Genomic DNA, 18,662 nt, shown 5'->3' on the forward strand with positions numbered 1-18,662 from the left:
GAACGGGCATCGGCCGATCGGTGGATGCGCCGCTACGACCCGGCGGACCCGCAGGTCGTAGGACCTGCGGACGAGCCCGGCCGGGCCGAAACTCGGTGGGCGATGTCAGTGCCGGTCCGTAGGCTCGCAGTGATGGCCCCCACACGTGCAACCACCGCCCCCGACCGCTCCGCCGTACGGTCCCTGCTGCGTCTGTGGCCGTATGTCCGGCCCGTACGGGCCCGGCTGTTCACGGCCGCCCTCGTCGCCGTGCTGGCCTCCTGCACGGGGCTGGTGATCCCGCTGGTCCTGAAGTGGATGGTGGACGGTCCGGTGGCGGACCGGGACACCTCGGGGGTCTGGCTGGGCGCGCTCGTCCTGCTGCTGCTCGGCCTCGCGGAGGCGCTGCTGTTCGGGATGCGGCGCTGGCTGGTGGCGCGTCCGCTGGCGCACGTGGAGGCGGAGATGCGGGCGCGGCTGTACGGGCGGCTGCAACGGCTGCCGGTGGCGTTCCACGACCGGTGGGCGTCGGGCCAGCTGCTCTCGCGGGCGACGGCCGATCTGGGCCTGATCCGCATGTTCCTCGCCTTCCCTTTGACGTTCCTGCTGGTCAACACGGTGACGATCGTCTTCGGCGTCGTCGTCATGCTGGTGCAGGACGCGACGCTCGGGCTGGTCATCCTCGGCCCGGCCGTCCCCGTCGTCGTGATGTGCGTGTACTTCGAGCACCGGTACGCGGTGGTGGCCCGACGCGCGCAGGACCAGGTCGGGGATCTGACGACGGTGGTCGAGGAGAGCGTCCTCGGCATCCGGATCATCAAGGGCTTCGGCCGGCACCGCACGCAGGCGCGCGCCTTCCGGGAGCTGTCCTCGACGCTGCGCGGCACGGAGCTGAGCAAGGCCCGGCTGCTGGCCACGATCTGGGCCGTCATCGTGACGCTGCCCGAACTGGCCATCGGCGCCGCGCTGGTGCTGGGGGCGGTCCAGGTCGCGGACGGGGACCTGTCCGCGGGCACCCTGGTCGCCTTCCTGTCCACCGCGCTCGCGCTGCGCTGGCCCGTCGACTCCATCGGGTTCCTGCTCGCGATGAGCCAGGAGGCGGCGACGGCGACCGAGCGGTACTTCGAGGTGATGGACGAGGAGCCCGAACAGGACTCCGCGGTGCGCTCGGAGCGGGCGCCGGACACCGGACTGCGGTTCGACGGTGTCGTCTTCCGCTACCCGGACGCCGAACCCGGTGCGCGGCCCGTCCTCGACGGGGTCGACCTGCACGTCCGCCCTGGCGAGTCGATGGCCCTGGTCGGGGCCACCGGCAGCGGCAAGACCACCCTGACGGCCCTCGTCCCCCGGCTGCACGAGGTGACGGCCGGACGCATCACCCTCGACGGCGAGGACGTCGCCACGCTGCCCCGCGAGGAGCTGCGCGCGCGGGTCGCCGTCGCGTTCGAGGAGCCCACCCTGTTCTCGGCGAGCGTCGGGGAGAACGTCCTGATGGGCGCCGACGACCGGGCGGGCGCCGACGAGCTGGAGCGGGCGCTGGCCGTGGCGCAGGCCGCGTTCGTGCACGCGCTGCCGCAGGGCGCCGACACCCAGGTCGGCGAGCAGGGGCTCAGCCTGTCCGGCGGGCAGCGGCAGCGGCTCGCCCTGGCCAGAGCCGTGGTCGGCCGCCCCCGGTTCCTCGTCCTCGACGACCCGCTCTCCGCGCTGGACGTGCACACCGAGGCCGCCGTGGAGGCCGCGCTGCGGCAGGTCCTCGCCGACACCACCGCGCTGATCGTCGCCCACCGCCCGTCCACCGTGCTCCTCGCCGACCGGGTGGCCCTGTTGTCCGGGGGCCGGATCGTCGCGGTGGGCACCCATCACGAACTGCTGCGCGACCACCCCGAGTACGCCCACCTCATGTCCGGAACCGGCCGCCAGGAGGACGACCGATGACCGCCCCCGCCCCCTCGTCCCCCACGACCGACGGCGGACCGGGACGACCGCGTCCGAAGAGCGCGCGGGACCCCTTCGACCGGGACGTCCTGCCCACCCCGCCCGGCGCCACCCGCGTGCTGCTGCGCTCCCTGCTCGCCCCCCTGCGGGCGCGCGTCGCCCTCACCACGCTGGTGCTGCTGCTCCAGCAGGCGGCCGTGCAGGCGGGCCCGCTGCTGGTGGCGTACGCCATCGACCGGGCCGTGCCCGCCTGGCGGTCGGACGACCACGGGCCGCTGGTCGCGGTGGGCGTCGGCTACCTGCTGTGCGCGCTGGCCTCCGGCGGGTTGCAGTACGCGTTCCTGATCGTCTCCGCCCGGATCAGCCAGGACGTGCTGCTCGACCTGCGCGGCCGGATCTTCCGGCACGCCCAGGCGCTGAGCCTGGACTTCCACGAGCGCTACACCTCGGGCCGGCTGATCTCCCGCTCCACCAGCGATGTGGAGGCCCTGCGCGAGCTGCTCAACGAGGGCCTTCAGGAACTCGTCTCGGTGGTGCTGTCCTTCCTGTTCATCTCCGCGATGCTGCTCTGGCTGGACCTGGGCCTGGGCGCCGTCGCCGTCGCGTCGTTCGTGCCGCTGTACCAGCTGGTGCGGGTCTACCAGCGGCGCGCGGGCCGGGTGTTCACGGCCCGCTCCACCGCGATCGCGGCCGTGATCGTCAAGTTCGTGGAGACCATGAACGGGATCCGGCCGGTGCGCGCCTTCCGCCGCGAGGCGGTCAACGAGGCCGCGTTCCAGGTCCTGAACCGCCGGCACGAGCGCAGGAACGGCGACGCGCTGCTGGAGATGGCCCGGTACGTGGTGGGCTCGCGGCTGGTCGCCAACACCGCGGTCGCCCTGATCGTGCTGTGGGGCGCCACCCGGGTCGCAGACGGCTCGCTGGAACTGGGCGTGCTCGCGGCGTCGGTGCTGTATCTGCGGCGGCTGTACGACCCGATCGACCGGCTCGGCATGTTCCTGAACTCCTACCAGTCGGCCGCCGCCTCGCTGGAGAAGATCGCGGGCCTGCTCGCGCAGACGCCGTCGGTGCCGGAGCCGTCGGCGCCGAGGGAACTGCCCGCGCCCCGGGGCGGTCTGCCCGGCCGCGAGGTCGTCTTCGACGGGGTGTCCTTCGGCTACCGCACGGGCGGCGAGGTGCTGCCCCGCTTCGACCTGGTCCTGCCCGCCGGGCAGACGGTCGCGGTGGTGGGCTCCACCGGCGCGGGCAAGTCCACGCTGGCCAAGCTGCTCGCACGTTTCTACGACCCCTCGCGGGGCCGGGTGCTGCTGGACGGCGTCGACCTGCGCGAGCTGCCCGTGCCCGAACTGCGGCGCGGGGTGGTGATGGTGACGCAGGAGGCGTTCCTGTTCTCGGGCACGGTCGCCGACAACATCGCCATCGGGCGGCCGGACGCCTCCCGGGAGGACATCGAGCGGGCGGCGAAGGCGATCGGCGCGCACGAGTTCATCAGCGCTCTTCCGGACGGCTACGACACCGACGTCCGCAAACGCGGCGGCCGCATCTCCGCCGGGCAGCGGCAACTCGTGGCGTTCGCACGGGCGTTGCTGGCCGATCCGGCGGTGCTGATCCTCGACGAGGCGACCAGCTCGCTCGACGTGCCGGGCGAGCGCGCCGTGCAGTCGGCGATGGCGACGGTGCTGAACGGGCGCACGGCGGTGGTCATCGCGCACCGGCTGTCGACGGTGGAGATCGCCGACCGGGTGCTCGTGATGGAGCACGGCCGGATCGTCGAGGACGGCACGCCGGCCGAACTCGTCGCCGGCCACGGCCGGTTCGCCGACCTGCACCGCGCCTGGCGCGACAGCCTCGTCTGACCCGACCGGCGGGAGCGGCCCGACCGGCGAGACGGTCCGGCCGTCCGGCAGGACCCGACAGCCCGAACCCCGGGGGACTGTGTGATCGACGCGTACGAGGATCCCGGCAGGCCGGACACCCGCGGCGGCTGGGCGTATCTCGCCTGGCTGGTGCGCTGCCAGCCCTGGCGGTCGGCGGCCGGCGCGGTGCTGGCGAGCGTGTGGATGGTGCTGATGGCGGTGGCGCCCTACCTGCTGGCGAAGGCGGTGGACGACGGGCTGGAACCCGGTGACGACGCGGCGCTGGCCGGCTGGACGGCGGTCCTGTTCGCCGTGGGCGCGGTCAACGCCTGGGTGAGCATCATGCGCCACCGCACGATGACCCGGGTGCGCATGGACGCCTACTTCCGCACCATCAAGGTCGTGGTCGGACACGCGGCGCGCCTCGGCGCCACGCTCGCGCGCGGGGTGGGCAGCGGCGAGGTCGTCACCATCGGCGTCGGCGACGTGCAGACCATCGCGAACGCGTTGACGGTGATCGGGCCCGGCGTGGGCTCGGTCGTGGTGTACGTGTTCGTGGCCGGGCTGTTGCTGTCGGTGTCGCCGCTGCTGGCGGGGGTCGTGCTGCTGGGGATGCCGGTGGTCGCCCTGCTGGTGGGCCCGCTGATGGCGCGACTTCAGGGGGCGGAGGCCGAGTACCGCGAGCGGCAGGGCGTGCTCACCGCGCGCATCGGTGATCTGGCGGGGGGCCTGCGCGTCCTCAACGGCCTGGGCGGCAAGGGGCTGTTCGCGGACGCCTTCGGCCGTGACTCGCAGCGGCTGCGGGAGCAGGGCTACCGGGTCGGAGCGGTCACCAGCTGGATGCAGGCGCTCGGGGTGGGGCTGCCGACGCTGTTCCTCGCCGTGGTGACGTGGCTCGCGGCCCGGCTCGCGGCCCGGGGCGAGCTGACGGTGGGCGAGCTGGTGTCGGTGTACGGCTATGTCGCCGTCCTGGTCGGGCCGGTGGCGTTCCTCGTCGACATGGGCTACCAGCTCAGCCGGGGCGTGGTGGCCGCCCGACGGGTCGTCGGGCTGCTGCGCGTGCAGCCGGAGCCGGACACCGGCGCCGCCGAGCCGCCCGCCGGGCCGTCGGTCCTGCACGACCCCGCGTCGGGCGTGCGGGTGGCGCCGGGCAGGCTGACCGCGCTGGTCGGCGCGCGGCACGCGGAGACGGCCGCCCTGGTGGACCGGCTCGGCCGCTACGGTCCCACCGACGTCACCTGGGGCGCGGTGCGTCTGGACGCGCTGCCGCTGGACCGGGTCAGGGCAGCGATCCTGGTGGCCGACAACGAGGCCGACCTGTTCGCGGGGAGCCTGCGCGAGGTGGTGGCCGGGCGGCGTGAGCCCGGTGCGGCGGAAATCGCCCGAGCCGTGCGGGCGGCCGCGGCCGACGACATCGTGCAGGGCCTGCCGGCGGGGCTCGACTCGCCGGTGACCGCGCAGGGCCGCAGCCTCTCCGGAGGCCAGCGCCAGCGCGTCCGCCTGGTGCGGGCGCTGCTCGCCGATCCGGAGGTGCTGCTGGCCGTCGAGCCGACGTCCGCGCTCGACGCGCACACGGAGGCGGTCGTCGCGCGGCGGCTGCGGGCGGCTCGGGAGGGACGCACCACGGTGGTGACCACCACTTCCCCGCTGCTCCTGGACCAGGCCGAGACGGTGCACTACCTGGTCGACGGCAAGGTGGCGGCGACCGGCCGCCACGGCGACCTGCTGCGGAACGAGCCCGGCTACCGCGCGCTGGTGGCGCGGGACGCCGACGACGAGACGGACGAAGGCGGCGGGGGCGGTCGCGGCGACGAGAGCGTGGTGGACGCCGGGCACGGCGTGAGCGTGGACGACGTCCGGGCGCCCGCGGACGGCCGCGGACCCGAGGGCGGGAATCCGGACGACATCGACGCCGAGGAGGCCCTGCGATGACCGCGCCGACCGGGATCACGGCGGCGGCCGACGCGGGGCCGGGGCGGCTGCCGGTCGCCGGGCGGGCCGACGTGCGGCGGGCCGCGGTGCGCCTCGTGCGCGCCGACGCGCGGGCGTTCGCCGCCGCGCTCGCGCTGAACGTCGCGGCCGCCGGAACCGGTCTGGTCGGCCCGTGGCTGCTGGGCCGCATCATCGACGAGGTGCGGGCCGGACACGGGACCGGCGTCGTGGACCGGCTGTCGGCGGTCATCGTCGTCTGCGCGCTGGCCCAGCTGCTGCTGGCACGCTGGGCCCGGTACGCCGGACACCGCTTCGGCGAGCGCACCCTCGCCCGGGTCCGGGAGGAGTTCGTCGGCCGGGCGCTGGCGCTGCCCGCGTCGGCGGTCGAGCGGGCCGGCGCCGGGGACCTGACCACACGCGGCACCGCGGACGTGGCGGCCGTGGGCACGACCCTGCGCGACGCCGGACCGGAGCTGCTGGTCTGCACCGTCCAGGCGCTGTTCACGCTCGCCGCGGTCTTCGTGATCGACCCGCTGCTCGGGGTCGTCGGGGTGCTGGCGCTGACGCCGATCTGGTGCGCGCTGCGCTGGTATCTGCGCCGGGCCCGCGCCGGTTATCTGGCGCAGGGAGCGGCGGACTCCGAGGTCGCCGAGATCGTCGCGGCGACGGCGGCCGGTGCGCGCACGGTCGAGGCGTTCCGGCTCCGGGAGCGGCGCACGGCGGCGAGCCGGGACGCGCTGGAGGTCTCACGCCGCGCCCGCTTCCACACCCTCTTCCTGCGCACGGTGTTCTTCCCGGCGGTGGAGGTGTCGTACGCGCTGCCGGTGGCGGGGGTGCTGCTGCTGGGCGGGGCGCTGCACGCGCGGGGCGCGACGAGTCTGGGCGCGGTGGTCGCGGCCGCGCTGTATCTGCGCCAGTTCACCGAGCCGCTGGACCAGATCCTGGTGCGCGTCGAGCAACTCCAGAGCAGCGGGGCCTCGTTCGCCCGCGTGGAGGGCCTCGCCGGGGCGCCGCGCGCCGTGGCCGACGGCGAGGCGCCGACTCCGGCGGACGACCGGATCGACGTGAGCGGCGTGCGGTACGCCTACGAGCGCGGCGGCGAGGTGCTGCGCGGGGTGGATCTGACGGTGCGGCCCGGGGAGCGGCTGGCGGTCGTCGGCCCGTCGGGGGCGGGCAAGACCACGCTGAGCAGGCTGCTCGCGGGGGTGGACGCGCCGAGCGCGGGCACGGTGACGGTGGGCGGGGCGCCGGTGGCGGAGCTGGCGCCCGAGACGCTGCGCCGCCAGGTCGTCCTGGTCACCCAGGAGCACCATGTCTTCCTCGGCACGGTCCGCGACAATCTGCTGATCGCCGAACCGGGCGCGACGGACGCGCGGTTGTGGGAGGCGCTGGGCACGGTCGGCGCCGCCGGCTGGGTGCGGGAGCTGCCGGGCGGCCTGGACGCCGCACTGGGCGGAACCGGCCGACATCCGGACGGCTCGCAGGCCCAGCAGCTCGCCCTGGCCCGGGTGGTGCTGGCCGATCCGCACACGCTGATCCTGGACGAGGCGACGGCCCTGCTGGACCCGACGACGGCCCGGCACACCGAGCGCGCGCTGGCCGCCGTGCTCCGGGGCCGGACCGTGATCGCCGTCGCCCACCGGCTGCACACCGCGCACGACGCGGACCGGGTCGCCGTCATGGAGGACGGGCGTCTCACCGAACTGGGCACGCACGAGGCGCTGGTGGCGGGCGGCGGGGCGTACGCGGCGCTGTGGCGGACCTGGCACGGGGAGCCGGCCGGGGGTGCGGCCCGCTCGGGGCCGCAGCCGTCCTGAGCGCCCGCGCGCGGGCGAGCGCGATCCGCTCGCTCCGAGGGCGCCGGCCCGCTCGGCGGCGGCGCGGTCGGCTCCCCGCGGCCGGCGCACCGGGAGGTCCTGTCCGGCCAGACGCAACGGGTCCGTATATCGAACATGAATTGCCGGACAACGGACCGTTTCCGGCCAACTTCCTGACGCGCTCCTGACAGACAGCGCAATCCACTGCCACTCTTCCCACTGCCAGTTCACAGCAACCCCACAGCAACACCTCGCTCCAGGTTCCGCCTTGGTTCTGCGTACCGCCTTTGTCGTGCCCGTACGGCCCACCCGTCGTCGGGTCTCCCCTGGCCGCGTGATCCGCGGCCGCGCAGAAGGAGTCAGTGTTGAGCAGCAGTCCCTCTCGCAGACGCACCCCCCACACCACCCGTCGCGCCGCGGCCGTCGCCCTCGTCGGCGTCTCCGCGCTCATCGCCGCCGCCGTGCAGTCGGGCGCCGCGACCGCCGCCCCGGCGCAGTCGCCGCGTACGTCGAGTCAGACCAACCCGGGCGCCGAGTCGCTGCGCCTCACCCCCGCCCAGCGCGCCGCGCTGATCCGCGAGGCGGACGCCGGCAAGGCCGCGACCGCCAAGGAGCTGGGCCTGGGCGCCAAGGAGGCGCTCGTCGTCCGTGACGTCCTCAAGGACGCCGACGGCACCGTCCACACCCGCTACGAGCGCACCTACGCCGGCCTGCCGGTCCTCGGCGGCGACCTCGTCGTCGAGAAGGCGAAGTCGGGCGCGACCGAGGGCGTCACCAAGGCGACCCGGGCCGCCATCAAGGTCGCCTCGCTCAGCCCGGCCGTCAGCGCGGAGACGGCGCGCAAGCAGGCGCTGGGCCTCGCCGCCGACGCCGGCGCCTCGAAGCCGGCCGCCGGCCAGGCGCCGCGCAAGGTGATCTGGGCGGCGAACGGCACGCCGGTCCTCGCGTACGAGACGGTGGTGGGCGGCCTCCAGGAGGACGGCACCCCCAACGAGCTGCACGTCATCACCGACGCGACCACCGGCAAGAAGCTCTACGAGTACCAGGGCATCGAGACCGGCACCGGCAACACGATGTACAGCGGCACGGTGACGCTCGGCACCACCCAGTCCGGGTCGACGTACAACCTGACCGACGCGGCGCGCGGCAACCACAAGACGTACAACCTCAACCACGGCTCCTCCGGCACCGGCACGCTCTTCTCCGGTCCCGACGACGTCTGGGGCAACGGCGCCGCCTCCAACGCGGAGACGGCGGGCGCCGACGCGCACTACGGCGCGGCCCTCACCTGGGACTACTACAAGAACGTGCACGGCCGCAGCGGCATCAAGGGCAACGGCGTCGGCGCGTACTCGCGGGTGCACTACGGCAACAACTACGTCAACGCGTTCTGGGACGACGGCTGCTTCTGCATGACGTACGGCGACGGCTCGGGCAACACCCACCCGCTGACGGCGATCGACGTGGCCGGCCACGAGATGACGCACGGCGTCACCTCCAACACCGCGGGCCTCAACTACAGCGGCGAGTCCGGCGGCCTCAACGAGGCAACCTCGGACATCTTCGGCACCTCGGTGGAGTTCTACGCGGCGAACCCGTCCGACGTCGGTGACTACCTCATCGGCGAGGAGATCGACATCAACGGCGACGGCACGCCGCTGCGCTACATGGACAAGCCGAGCAAGGACGGCGCGTCGAAGGACAGCTGGTACTCGGGGATCGGAGGGGTGGACGTCCACTACTCGTCCGGCCCGGCGAACCACTTCTTCTACCTGCTGAGCGAGGGCAGCGGCGCCAAGGTCATCAACGGCGTCAGCTACAACTCGCCGACGGCGGACGGCCTTCCGGTCACCGGCATCGGCCGCGACAAGGCCGAGAAGATCTGGTTCCGCGCGCTCACCACGAAGTTCACCTCGACGACCAACTACGCGGCGGCCCGCACCGGCACGCTGGCGGCGGCCGGTGAGCTGTACGGCACGACGTCCACCGAGTACAAGGCGGTCCAGGACGCGTGGGCCGGCGTCGCGGTCGGCGCCCGCTCCGGTGGCGGCGGCGGTGGCGGCACCTCCTTCGAGAACACCGCCGACGTATCGATTCCGGACAGAGGAGCGGCGGTCACCTCGTCGATCACCGTCTCGGGCCGGACCGGCAACGCGCCGTCGAACCTCCAGGTCGGGGTCGACATCGTGCACACCTACATCGGCGACCTCCAGGTGCAGTTGGTGGCCCCCGACGGCACGGCGTACACGCTGAAGGCGTACGGCACCGGCGGGAGCGCGGACAACATCAACACCACGTACACCGTGAACGCCTCCTCCGAGGTCGCCAACGGCGTGTGGAAGCTGAGGGTCCAGGACAACGCGGCCCAGGACACCGGTTACATCAACAGCTGGAAGCTCACCTTCCCGTAGGCGGCAGGCCCCGCACGGGCCACGCACAGCCGTCCGCGGCGTGACGCGCAGGGCGCCGTTCCGGGGGAGTCCCGACTCCCCCGGAACGGCGCCCTCGGTTTTTACCGGCCGTATGCCCGCGCCCTGTTGGCCCTTGACCGAGGTCAACGCGGTTTACATTCCGGCAATGTTCACCGGACAGTCGAGTTTCGGCCAACATCACTTGGGGGTCCTGACATGTACGCGCCTTGATGTCAGTCTTCCTTCACCCGCCGCACAACTTCACACCCGTCTCGGGCGGCCGCCCCACGCCGCCTGGACCCCCCACATCCAAGGAGCTTGTGTGACCTCCCTCTACGCGCGTCACAAGCGCACCACTCTGGCCATCGCCACCGCCGTCGCGGCCGGAGCCCTGGTCACCACCGGTCTGACCACCGGCACCGCCGCCGCCCAGACCCCGGCGGAGACCGGCGCCAAGGCGGTCCGGGCGGCCGCCCCGGTCCAGCTGTCGGCCGCCGCCCGCACGACGCTCATCAAGCAGCAGCAGGCCGACGCACCCGGGACCGCCCAGGCCATAGGCCTCGGCGCGAAGGAGAAGCTCGTCGTCAAGGACGTCGTCAAGGACGCCGACGGCACCGTCCACACCCGCTACGAGCGCACCTACGCGGGCCTGCCGGTCCTCGGCGGCGACCTCGTCGTGCACGAGTCCGCCACCGGCGCGGCCAAGGGCGTCACCAAGGCCAACGCGGCCACCATCAAGGTGGCCACGCTGACCCCGAAGGTCGCCCCCGCCAAGGCGGAGAAGCAGGCGCTCACCGCCGCCAAGGCCGTGGGCTCCGAGTCCACCTCGGCCGACCAGGCCCCCCGCAAGGTGATCTGGGCGGCCAACGGCGCCCCGGTCCTCGCCTTCGAGACGGTCGTCGGCGGTCTCCAGGACGACGGCACCCCGAGCGAGCTGCACGTCATCACCGACGCGGCCACCGGCAAGAAGCTCTACGAGTACCAGGGCATCGAGACCGGCACCGGCAAGAGCCTGTACTCGGGCACCGTCACCCTCGGCACCACCAAGTCGGGCTCGACGTACAACCTGACGGACGGCACGCGCGGCGGACACAAGACGTACAACAAGTCGCACGGCACCTCCTCGTCGGCGGGCACCCTGTTCACCGACGCGGACGACGTCTGGGGCACCGGCGCGGCCTCCAGCTCCGCCACCGACCAGACGGCCGCCGTGGACGCCGCCTACGGCGCGCAGGTCACCTGGGACTTCTACAAGTCCACGTTCGGCCGCAGCGGCATCAAGAACAACGGCGTCGCCGCCTACTCCCGCGTCCACTACGGCAACGCGTACGTCAACGCGTTCTGGGACGACAGCTGCTTCTGCATGACGTACGGCGACGGCGACGGCAACAACCACCCGCTCACCTCGCTGGACGTGGCCGGCCACGAGATGAGCCACGGCGTCACCTCGAACACGGCGGGCCTGAACTACTCCGGCGAGTCCGGCGGTCTGAACGAGGCCACCTCGGACATCTTCGGCACCGGCGTGGAGTTCTACGCCAACAACGCGTCCGACAAGGGTGACTACCTCATCGGCGAGAAGATCGACATCAACGGCGACGGCAGCCCGCTGCGCTACATGGACAAGCCCAGCAAGGACGGCGGCTCGGCGGACTCCTGGTCCTCCGGTGTCGGCAACAAGGACGTGCACTACTCGTCCGGCGTCGCGAACCACTTCTTCTACCTCCTGAGCGAGGGCAGCGGTTCGAAGACGATCAACGGCGTGACCTACAACTCGCCGACGTCCAACGGCTCCACGGTCACCGGCATCGGCCGCGACAAGGCGCTTCAGATCTGGTACAAGGCGCTCACCACGTACTTCACGTCGACGACGAACTACAAGTCGGCGCGGACGGGGACGCTGAGCGCGGCCTCCGCCCTGTACGGCTCCACCAGCGCCGAGTACAAGGCGGTCGCGGCGGCCTGGTCGGCGGTCAACGTCAGCTGACGCCACGGCAGTGAGTGACGGGCGGCACCCGGGAGGAGGACCTCCCGGGTGCCGCCCTACTCTTGGCTCCCATGTCTTCGAAGGACTTCACGTACGACGAGGTCGGCGCGACCCGCGACCGCCCGGGCTTCTGCCCCCCGGGGTTCCACCCCCTCCACGTCCGCACCCGCATCGGCGAGGGCCACGAGGTCTTCCGCCGCGCCGCGCAGGCCGTCATGACGTGGGAGATGCACCGCGCCCTGGGCGTCGGCGTCGAGACCTCCGCGGACCGCGCGGCCCCGGACGTGGACGTCACCGTCACCCTGGCCGGCATCGTCCGGGCCCCCTGCCGGGTGGTCTGGACGGTGGACGAGCACCGGCGCGCCGGCTGGGCCTACGGCACCCTCCCCGGCCACCCCGAGACCGGCGAGGAGTCCTTCGTCGTCGACCGCACCGGGGACGGCACGGTCTGGCTGACGGTCTCCGCCTTCAGCCGGGCCGCCAAGTGGTACGCGAGGGCCGGCGGCCCGGCCACGAGGGGCCTGCAACAGGCCTACGCCCGCCGCTGCGGCACGGTGCTGCGGGGCCTGTGCGCGGACGAGGAGTCCTAGCCGGGGAGAAGGCGGCCCGGCCCGGCGGGGCTCAGGTGCGGGACGTCACGCCGCAGGGCTCGTCGCGGCGGTCGCTCAGGTCCCGGCTGCGGTCGTAGGGGTCGGAGGTCGGCCCGCTCGGCGCCGCGCCCGTGGGCTCGTCCGTCGCCCCGGCCGTCGGGAACGAGGGATGCAGGAAGCCGTCGTGGACGTCGCAGGCGGTGTTGCCGACGTCGCGGTCGTACCTGACGACCGTGATCGTGCCCGGCGTGACCGCGTACCTGCGCGGGTCGGAGAACTCGAGGTCGAGCGCGCGCCGCACGATGGTGCGGGCGACCTCGGCGGGTGCGTCCCCGCCGACGCGGGTCACCGGGTAGACGAAGGTGTAGTCGGCGTGCACGACGACGGAGGCGTGCTCGCCCGCCGTGAACGTCATCCGTCCCCGCGTCTTCACCACCTCGCCGACCAGGCGCAGCCGCCGGGGGTCGAAGCGGCTGAACATCGACAGCGGGTCGTGCGCCTCGTCGGGCTTGCTCAGGGCGGTGTTCAGCAGGGTCAGCAGGTCCTTCTGCCGCGGGTCGATCGCGGCGAGCGCGGCCCGCGGACGGGCGCCGCGCAGGGTCGCCGGGTCGAGGTTGGCGTCGATCAGCAGCTGCCTGCTCTGCCGCAGCGCCTTCTCCACCTGGGCCTTGGACAGCGTCCCGACCGGAGCCGCCTCGGGCACGACGATGCCGGCGGCGCCGTCCGCCCAGCGCAGCGCGGGAGATCCCGCGAACGGCCGCTCCAGCGTGGGCGTGCGGGCGTCGACCGCGCCGGGCGCGGCGGTCGGGGCCGCGGTCTCCGCCGGCAGCGGCGGGACGGCCGCCTCGGCGTCCCGGCCGCCGAAGGGATCGCCGGGCAGCAGCGAGGGCCGCATCGCGACGACGGCCAGGGCCGCCGCGACGGGCAGCCCGACGACCGCCCACAGCCGCCGCCTGCGCGTCGCCCTGCGTCGCGTCTCCTGCGCGGACGGCCCGCTGCGCCAGCCCGTCGGCAGCTCGCCCCGCGCCTCCTGCTGCCGCAGCCGCTCGGTCACCATCCGGGCCCGCGCGGACGGCTCCTTGGGGGCGGAGTCGGGTATCCCCCGCGCGCTGTCCTGGACGAACCTCGCCCACTCCTCGTCGGACAGGGAACCGCCGTCCCCCTCGGGCGAACCGGATCCGTGCTCTTCGCGCGATCTGTCGGACACGCTCCGTCGGCCTCTCTCCACGTCGGTCACCGGACGCCACAGCCTAGGCCAGCGCGTCCGGGGACCGGCCGGGGGTCCGGTTCCGCCCCCCACTCCAGGGGCGGTTGACGGCACGTCAGCCGATCTCCACCACCCGGGCCCGGGCCGGCGGGGAGTCCGCAACGCGATCCGGGTCGTCCTCGCCGGGCGCGTCTCCGGCGGGGCCGGCGCGGCCGCCTCCGGTGCACGCGGTGGCCTGAAGAGCACCTGTGACGTTCCCCTCGCGGCACACCCGTCCTTCTCCATTCGCCCCGGGGCCTGCCATCATCGGGGCTGCGCGGAGGGGAGGACGCATGGGCGACGCCGAGCCGTGGAAACCGGTGCACACCTGGCGGGCGGGCACGTACCTGAGCCAGATCTCCCGGGAGGCGCGGCAGGCGCTCTTCGACGCGGCCTCCCCTGTGTCCTACGCGCCGGACGAGTTGCTCTTCCGGGAAGGGGACCCGGCCTCCTACCTGCTGGTGATCCGCTCGGGTCTCGCGAAGGTGTCGGCGTCGTCCGAGTCGGGGCAGGAGACCCTGCTCGCCATTCGCTACCCGGGGGACGTCATCGGGGAGCTCTCGGCGCTGGAGAAGACCCCGCTGCGGTCGGCCACGGTGGCCCCGGCCGGCCGGGTCACCGCCTGGCGGCTGTCCCACCGCGCGTTCTTCCACCTCGCCGAGGAGCACCCCGACCTCGGCACCGCCCTGTTCCGGGTGGTCACCGCCAAGCTGCGCTCGGCGACCGTGGCCCGCGTCGAGGTGCACACCTACAGCGTGCGGGTGCGGCTGGCGCGCGTCCTGCTGGAGCTGGCCGACTCGCTCGGCCATCCGCACGACGGCGGCACGGTGCTCGACATGGCCCTGACGCAGGCCGAGTTGGCCGCCCTGGTGTCGGCCTCGCCCGTGTCCGTGGCCCGGGCGATCAGCGAGTTCCGCCGGGCGGGGATGCTGGAGAGCGGCTATCGCCGGCTGACGCTGCGTGACCGGGCCGCGCTGACCGAGGTCGCCCACGAGTCCTGAGCGCGGCGGTCCGCCCGGCTCCGCCCGTCGACGGGCCCGGGCGGGGACGGGTCCGGCCTACGCCGTCCGTAGGAGGCCGGGGTAGGCCGAACGCAGGCAAAACTGCGGGCTACCACCCCCGCAGCCTGCCTGCGCGGTCATCGGACGAGGGCTCGGCAAAGAGACTCCCGAACGATTCGACCAGCCTAGACGCGTCGCCGCTCCCGGAACTACGTCGGATGACATGGTTCGGCGGCCTTGTCGTCTCTTTGCCCGGCGGCGGCGCGGTGTTGGTCCCGGCGGGCGACGGAACGTACCGTGGTCAGTCGTGCGACGACGCGTCAAACACGCCTCCTACCAGGGCGTGGCCGTCGGTCACCACGCAGGGCTCGGCAACCAGGCTCACGGGAGACGTTGTGACTGCTGAACTGTGCACGTCGTGTGTCAGAGGTCCGGTAGCGGACGCTGCCATTCCCCCGCTCATCCCCTCGCCCCTCCGCCCGCTTACTCCCTCCTCCCGCGCCCTGCGGGGCTAGGGGCATGAACAGCACCGGACGCCCGGAACTCGACCACCGCCCGCGTGATCGGCGGAGCGAGGCGCCACCCGTGTGTCCGGTGATGCGGGACCGGCTGCGGAACGACCACTTCCAGCGCCTGCGGGCGCTCGGGCTGCCACGGGACGATTTCGTCGTGGCGGGCAGCGCGCCCCTGTTCGTCCGCGGGCTGCGCGACCACGTCTCCGACCTCGACGTCGTCGCACGCGGGGCCGGCTGGCGGCGGGCCCGCACGCTCGCCACCCCCGTGCCCGCCCCCTACGGGCGGGGCACGGTCCTGTCGGTGGGTCTCGCCGACCAGCGGATCGAGATCCTCAACGCGTGGTTCCCCAAGCTGTTCGGCCCGGTGGACCGCATCATCGAAAGCGCGGAGGTCATCGAGGGGATCAGGTTCCTCTCGCTGTCCGACACGCTGCGCTGGAAGGACGTGCTGCGGCGTCCCAAGGACGTCCACGACCTGGCGGTGGCCGACAGCCGGGGGAGGCCGGGCGCCGGGCGTCCGCCCGAGCCCGCCCTCCCCGCCTGGGCGCGGAACACCGCCCTGCGGGACGCGACCGCGCAGTGGCGCCGGAGGCAGAGCCCCGCGGCCGCCTTCTGGGACGTCTGCTAGGACCCCGCGACGCCGACACGATCCGAACGACAGGCCTTGGGGGCGTCGACACGGCGAGGGCGCGCGCGGGTCGCCGCGACGCCGCGGGCATGTGTCGGACGCCCCCGGCGGTCAGCGCAGCAGCACGCCCGCGCCCTCGACCGCCTCCTCCGACGGCACCTCCACGAGCCCCAGCTCCGCGCCGGACGCCAGCAGCCGGTGGGCCGGCAGGATGCGGACGGTGTAGCCGAACGGGCCGGTGCGGTCCAGGGAGAGCGGGCCCTCGTAGACCCAGCGGCCCTCCAGGTCCGGGCCGCCGGTCGGCTTGAGCGGGACCGACGCGGCGTCCGTGATGCGGTCCTCCTCGTCGACCCGGCCCGAGACGGCCTGCACCTCGACGTCGTCGGGGGTCAGGTCGCCGAGGCCCACGCGCACCCGGAGCGCGAGGGTCGTGCCGAGTTCGGCGGTGGTCGCGGCCACCGACGTCTCGACGTGGTCCACCCGCACGGCGTGCCAGGAGGAGCGCACCCGCTGCTTCCAGCCGGCGAGTTCGCGCGAGGTGTCGGGGGTCATCGTCCGGTGCGCGTGGGCGGCCGGCGCGTAGAGCCGTTCGACGTACTCGCGGACCATGCGCCCCGCGAGGACCTTCGGGCCGAGCAGGCCGAGCGTGCGGCGGACCATCTCGATCCAGCGGTCGGGCAGGCCCTGCCGCCCGCGTTCGTAGAACCGCGGTGCGATCCGCTGCTCGAGGAGGTCGTACAGGGCCGCCGCCTCGATGTCGTCACGGTGGTCGACGTCCGTGCCGGCGCCGTCCGCGGTGGGGATCGCCCAGCCGAAGTCGGGCTGGAACCACTCGTCCCACCAGCCGTCCAGGACGGAGAGGTTGAGACAGCCGTTCAGGGCCGCCTTCATTCCGGACGTGCCGCAGGCCTCCAGCGGGCGCAGCGGGTTGTTCAGCCAGATGTCGCAGCCGGGGTACAGCTTCTGCGCCATCGCCATGCCGTAGTCGGGCAGGAAGACGATGCGGTGCCGCACGCGCGGGTCGTCGGTGAACCGGACCAGTTCCTGGACCAGGCGCTTCCCGCCGTCGTCCGCCGGGTGCGCCTTGCCCGCGACGACGATCTGGATCGGCCGCTCCGCGTGCAGCAGCAGATCCCTGAGCCGGTCGCGGTCCCGCAGCATCAGCGTCAGCCGCTTGTACGAGGGGACCCGGCGGGCGAAGCCGATGGTGAGGACGTCCGGGTCGAGGACGCCGTCGATCCAGCCCAGCTCGGCCGTGCCCGCGCCGCGTTGCCGCCAGGAGGCGCGCAGGCGCTCGCGCACCTCCACCACCAACTGTTCGCGCAGATCGCGGCGCAGCTCCCAGATGTCCTGGTCGGGGATGTCGGCGACCGAGTCCCAGCGCTCCGAGCCGCCGACGCTGAGGGCGTCCTCGGCGCGCTGGGCGCCGATCTGGCGGGCCCCGAGGCGCAGCACCTCGGGCGCCACCCAGGTGGGGGCGTGCACACCGTTGGTGACGGACGTGATCGGCACCTCGTCGGGGTCGAACCCGGGCCACAGGCCGGAGAACATCTCGCGGCTGACGCGCCCGTGCAGCAGCGACACCCCGTTCGCGCGCTGGGCCAGCCGCAGGCCCATCACGGCCATGTTGAAGAGGTTCGGCTCACCGCCGGGGTAGGTCTCCCTGCCCAGCCGCAGGATGCGGTCGACGTCCATGCGGGGCAGTTCGGCGTCGGGCCCGAAGTGGCGGGCGACGAGCTCGCGGTCGAAGCGGTCGATGCCGGCGGGGACGGGGGTGTGGGTGGTGAAGACCGTCCCGGCGCGGACCGCTTCCAGCGCGGAGTCGAAGTCGAGGCCCTCGTCGGCGAGCTCGGCGATCCGCTCCAGGCCGAGGAAGCCGGCGTGGCCCTCGTTGGTGTGGAACACCTCCGGGCGCGGGTGCCCGGTGAGCCGGCAGTACGCGCGTACCGCGCGGACACCTCCTATGCCGAGCAGCATCTCCTGCAACAGGCGGTGCTCGCTGCCGCCGCCGTAGAGCCGGTCGGTCACCCCGCGCTCGCCGAAGTCGTTCTCCTCGACGTCGGAGTCGAGCATGAGGAGCGGGACCCGGCCGACCTGGGCCAGCCAGACACGGGCGTGGAGGCGTTTGCCGCCCGGCAGGGCGAGGGAGACGCGCGCGGGCGAGCCGTCGTCCTCCCGCAGCAGGGTCACCGGCAGCTCGTTGGGGTCGAGGACGGGGTAGTGCTCCTGCTGCCAGCCGTCCCGGGACAGCGACTGGCGGAAGTAGCCGTGCCGGTAGAGCAGCCCCACGCCGATCAGCGGGACGCCCAGGTCGCTGGCCGCCTTGAGATGGTCGCCCGCGAGGATGCCGAGGCCGCCGGAGTACTGGGGCAGCGCGGCGGTGACGCCGAACTCGGGCGAGAAGTAGGCGATGGCGGCGGGCAGTCCGGCGGAGGCGGGCTGCTCCTGGTACCAGCGGTCGCCGGTCCGGTAGTCGTGCAGGTCGTCGGCTGCGGCGGCGAGCCGGCGCAGGAAGCGGCGGTCCTCGGCGAGCTCGGCCAGACGTGCCGGGCGCACGCTGCCGAGGAGTCTCACGGGGTCGCCCTCCGTGAGCGCCCAGCGCTCGGGGTCGACGGACTGGAAGAGGTCACGGGTCTCCGCGTGCCACGACCAGCGCAGGTTGCGGGACAGGTCGCTGAGCGGTCGGAGAGGTTCGGGGAGGAGGGGTCGGACGGTGAATCGACGGATCGCCTTCACATTCCACCTCGGCGTTGCGCGTTCGCTGG

At 73.6% G+C, this 18,662-nt stretch carries 11 protein-coding genes; 9 read left to right on the plus strand and 2 right to left on the minus strand.

Translation table 11 applies throughout. The features are described 5' to 3' along the window. The first annotated feature begins 132 nt into the window (after nucleotides 1-132). From KMS84_RS11540 to KMS84_RS11570, 7 genes are all read left to right on the plus strand, one after another. Nucleotides 133-1,914: an ABC transporter ATP-binding protein gene (locus KMS84_RS11540; protein ID WP_256916056.1), complete on the plus strand. Its 1,782-nt coding sequence runs from the start codon at nucleotides 133-135 to the stop codon at nucleotides 1,912-1,914. Then, entirely contained in the window at nucleotides 1,911-3,770 is a 1,860-nt protein-coding gene (locus KMS84_RS11545; protein WP_256916057.1) for an ABC transporter ATP-binding protein, read from the plus strand. Before KMS84_RS11540 ends, KMS84_RS11545 begins: the two co-directional genes overlap by 4 nt. 81 nt (nucleotides 3,771-3,851) lie before the next feature. After that, nucleotides 3,852-5,702, plus strand: a complete 1,851-nt coding sequence (locus KMS84_RS11550) for an ABC transporter transmembrane domain-containing protein (RefSeq protein ID WP_256916058.1) — start codon at nucleotides 3,852-3,854, stop codon at nucleotides 5,700-5,702. After that, a complete protein-coding gene (locus KMS84_RS11555; protein WP_256916059.1) occupies nucleotides 5,699-7,519 on the plus strand; it encodes an ABC transporter ATP-binding protein in 1,821 nt (606 codons plus the stop codon). Before KMS84_RS11550 ends, KMS84_RS11555 begins: the two co-directional genes overlap by 4 nt. 362 nt (nucleotides 7,520-7,881) lie before the next feature. Then, complete coding sequence (locus KMS84_RS11560; protein ID WP_438818922.1) at nucleotides 7,882-9,930, plus strand: M4 family metallopeptidase; 2,049 nt, start codon at nucleotides 7,882-7,884, stop codon at nucleotides 9,928-9,930. Nucleotides 9,931-10,252: 322 nt separating this feature from the next. Next, nucleotides 10,253-11,917 (plus strand): M4 family metallopeptidase, encoded by a 1,665-nt coding sequence (locus KMS84_RS11565; protein ID WP_256916061.1) that lies wholly within the window; start codon nucleotides 10,253-10,255, stop codon nucleotides 11,915-11,917. 71 nt (nucleotides 11,918-11,988) lie between these two features. After that, nucleotides 11,989-12,507 (plus strand): DUF1990 domain-containing protein, encoded by a 519-nt coding sequence (locus tag KMS84_RS11570; RefSeq protein WP_256916062.1) that lies wholly within the window; start codon nucleotides 11,989-11,991, stop codon nucleotides 12,505-12,507. 31 nt (nucleotides 12,508-12,538) lie between these two features. Here KMS84_RS11570 and KMS84_RS11575 read toward each other — a convergent pair whose 3' ends face one another. Next, a complete protein-coding gene (locus tag KMS84_RS11575; RefSeq protein ID WP_256916063.1) occupies nucleotides 12,539-13,714 on the minus strand; it encodes a hypothetical protein in 1,176 nt (391 codons plus the stop codon). A 332-nt stretch (nucleotides 13,715-14,046) separates the two neighbouring features. On the opposite strand from KMS84_RS11575, the gene KMS84_RS11580 reads away from it, so the two are divergent. Next, nucleotides 14,047-14,754: a Crp/Fnr family transcriptional regulator gene (locus KMS84_RS11580; RefSeq protein ID WP_256916064.1), complete on the plus strand. Its 708-nt coding sequence runs from the start codon at nucleotides 14,047-14,049 to the stop codon at nucleotides 14,752-14,754. 519 nt (nucleotides 14,755-15,273) lie between these two features. Then, entirely contained in the window at nucleotides 15,274-15,897 is a 624-nt protein-coding gene (locus KMS84_RS11585) for a hypothetical protein (protein WP_256916065.1), read from the plus strand. Nucleotides 15,898-16,008: 111 nt separating this feature from the next. On the opposite strand, the gene glgP is transcribed toward KMS84_RS11585, so the two are convergent. Next, nucleotides 16,009-18,633 (minus strand): alpha-glucan family phosphorylase, encoded by a 2,625-nt coding sequence (gene glgP / locus KMS84_RS11590; protein WP_256916066.1) that lies wholly within the window; start codon nucleotides 18,631-18,633, stop codon nucleotides 16,009-16,011. Nucleotides 18,634-18,662: the final 29 nt, after the last annotated feature.

The organism is Streptomyces hilarionis (assembly GCF_024539675.1).
Lineage (GTDB): Bacteria > Actinomycetota > Actinomycetes > Streptomycetales > Streptomycetaceae > Streptomyces > Streptomyces hilarionis.

Coding starts and splice junctions, on each gene's coding strand:
- KMS84_RS11555 (WP_256916059.1), top strand. CDS start 5,699: ATGACCGCGCCGACCGGGATCACGGCGGCGGCCGACGCGGGGCCGGGG.
- KMS84_RS11545 (WP_256916057.1), top strand. CDS start 1,911: ATGACCGCCCCCGCCCCCTCGTCCCCCACGACCGACGGCGGACCGGGA.
- KMS84_RS11580 (WP_256916064.1), top strand. CDS start 14,047: ATGGGCGACGCCGAGCCGTGGAAACCGGTGCACACCTGGCGGGCGGGC.
- KMS84_RS11540 (WP_256916056.1), top strand. CDS start 133: ATGGCCCCCACACGTGCAACCACCGCCCCCGACCGCTCCGCCGTACGG.
- KMS84_RS11585 (WP_256916065.1), top strand. CDS start 15,274: ATGAACAGCACCGGACGCCCGGAACTCGACCACCGCCCGCGTGATCGG.
- KMS84_RS11570 (WP_256916062.1), top strand. CDS start 11,989: ATGTCTTCGAAGGACTTCACGTACGACGAGGTCGGCGCGACCCGCGAC.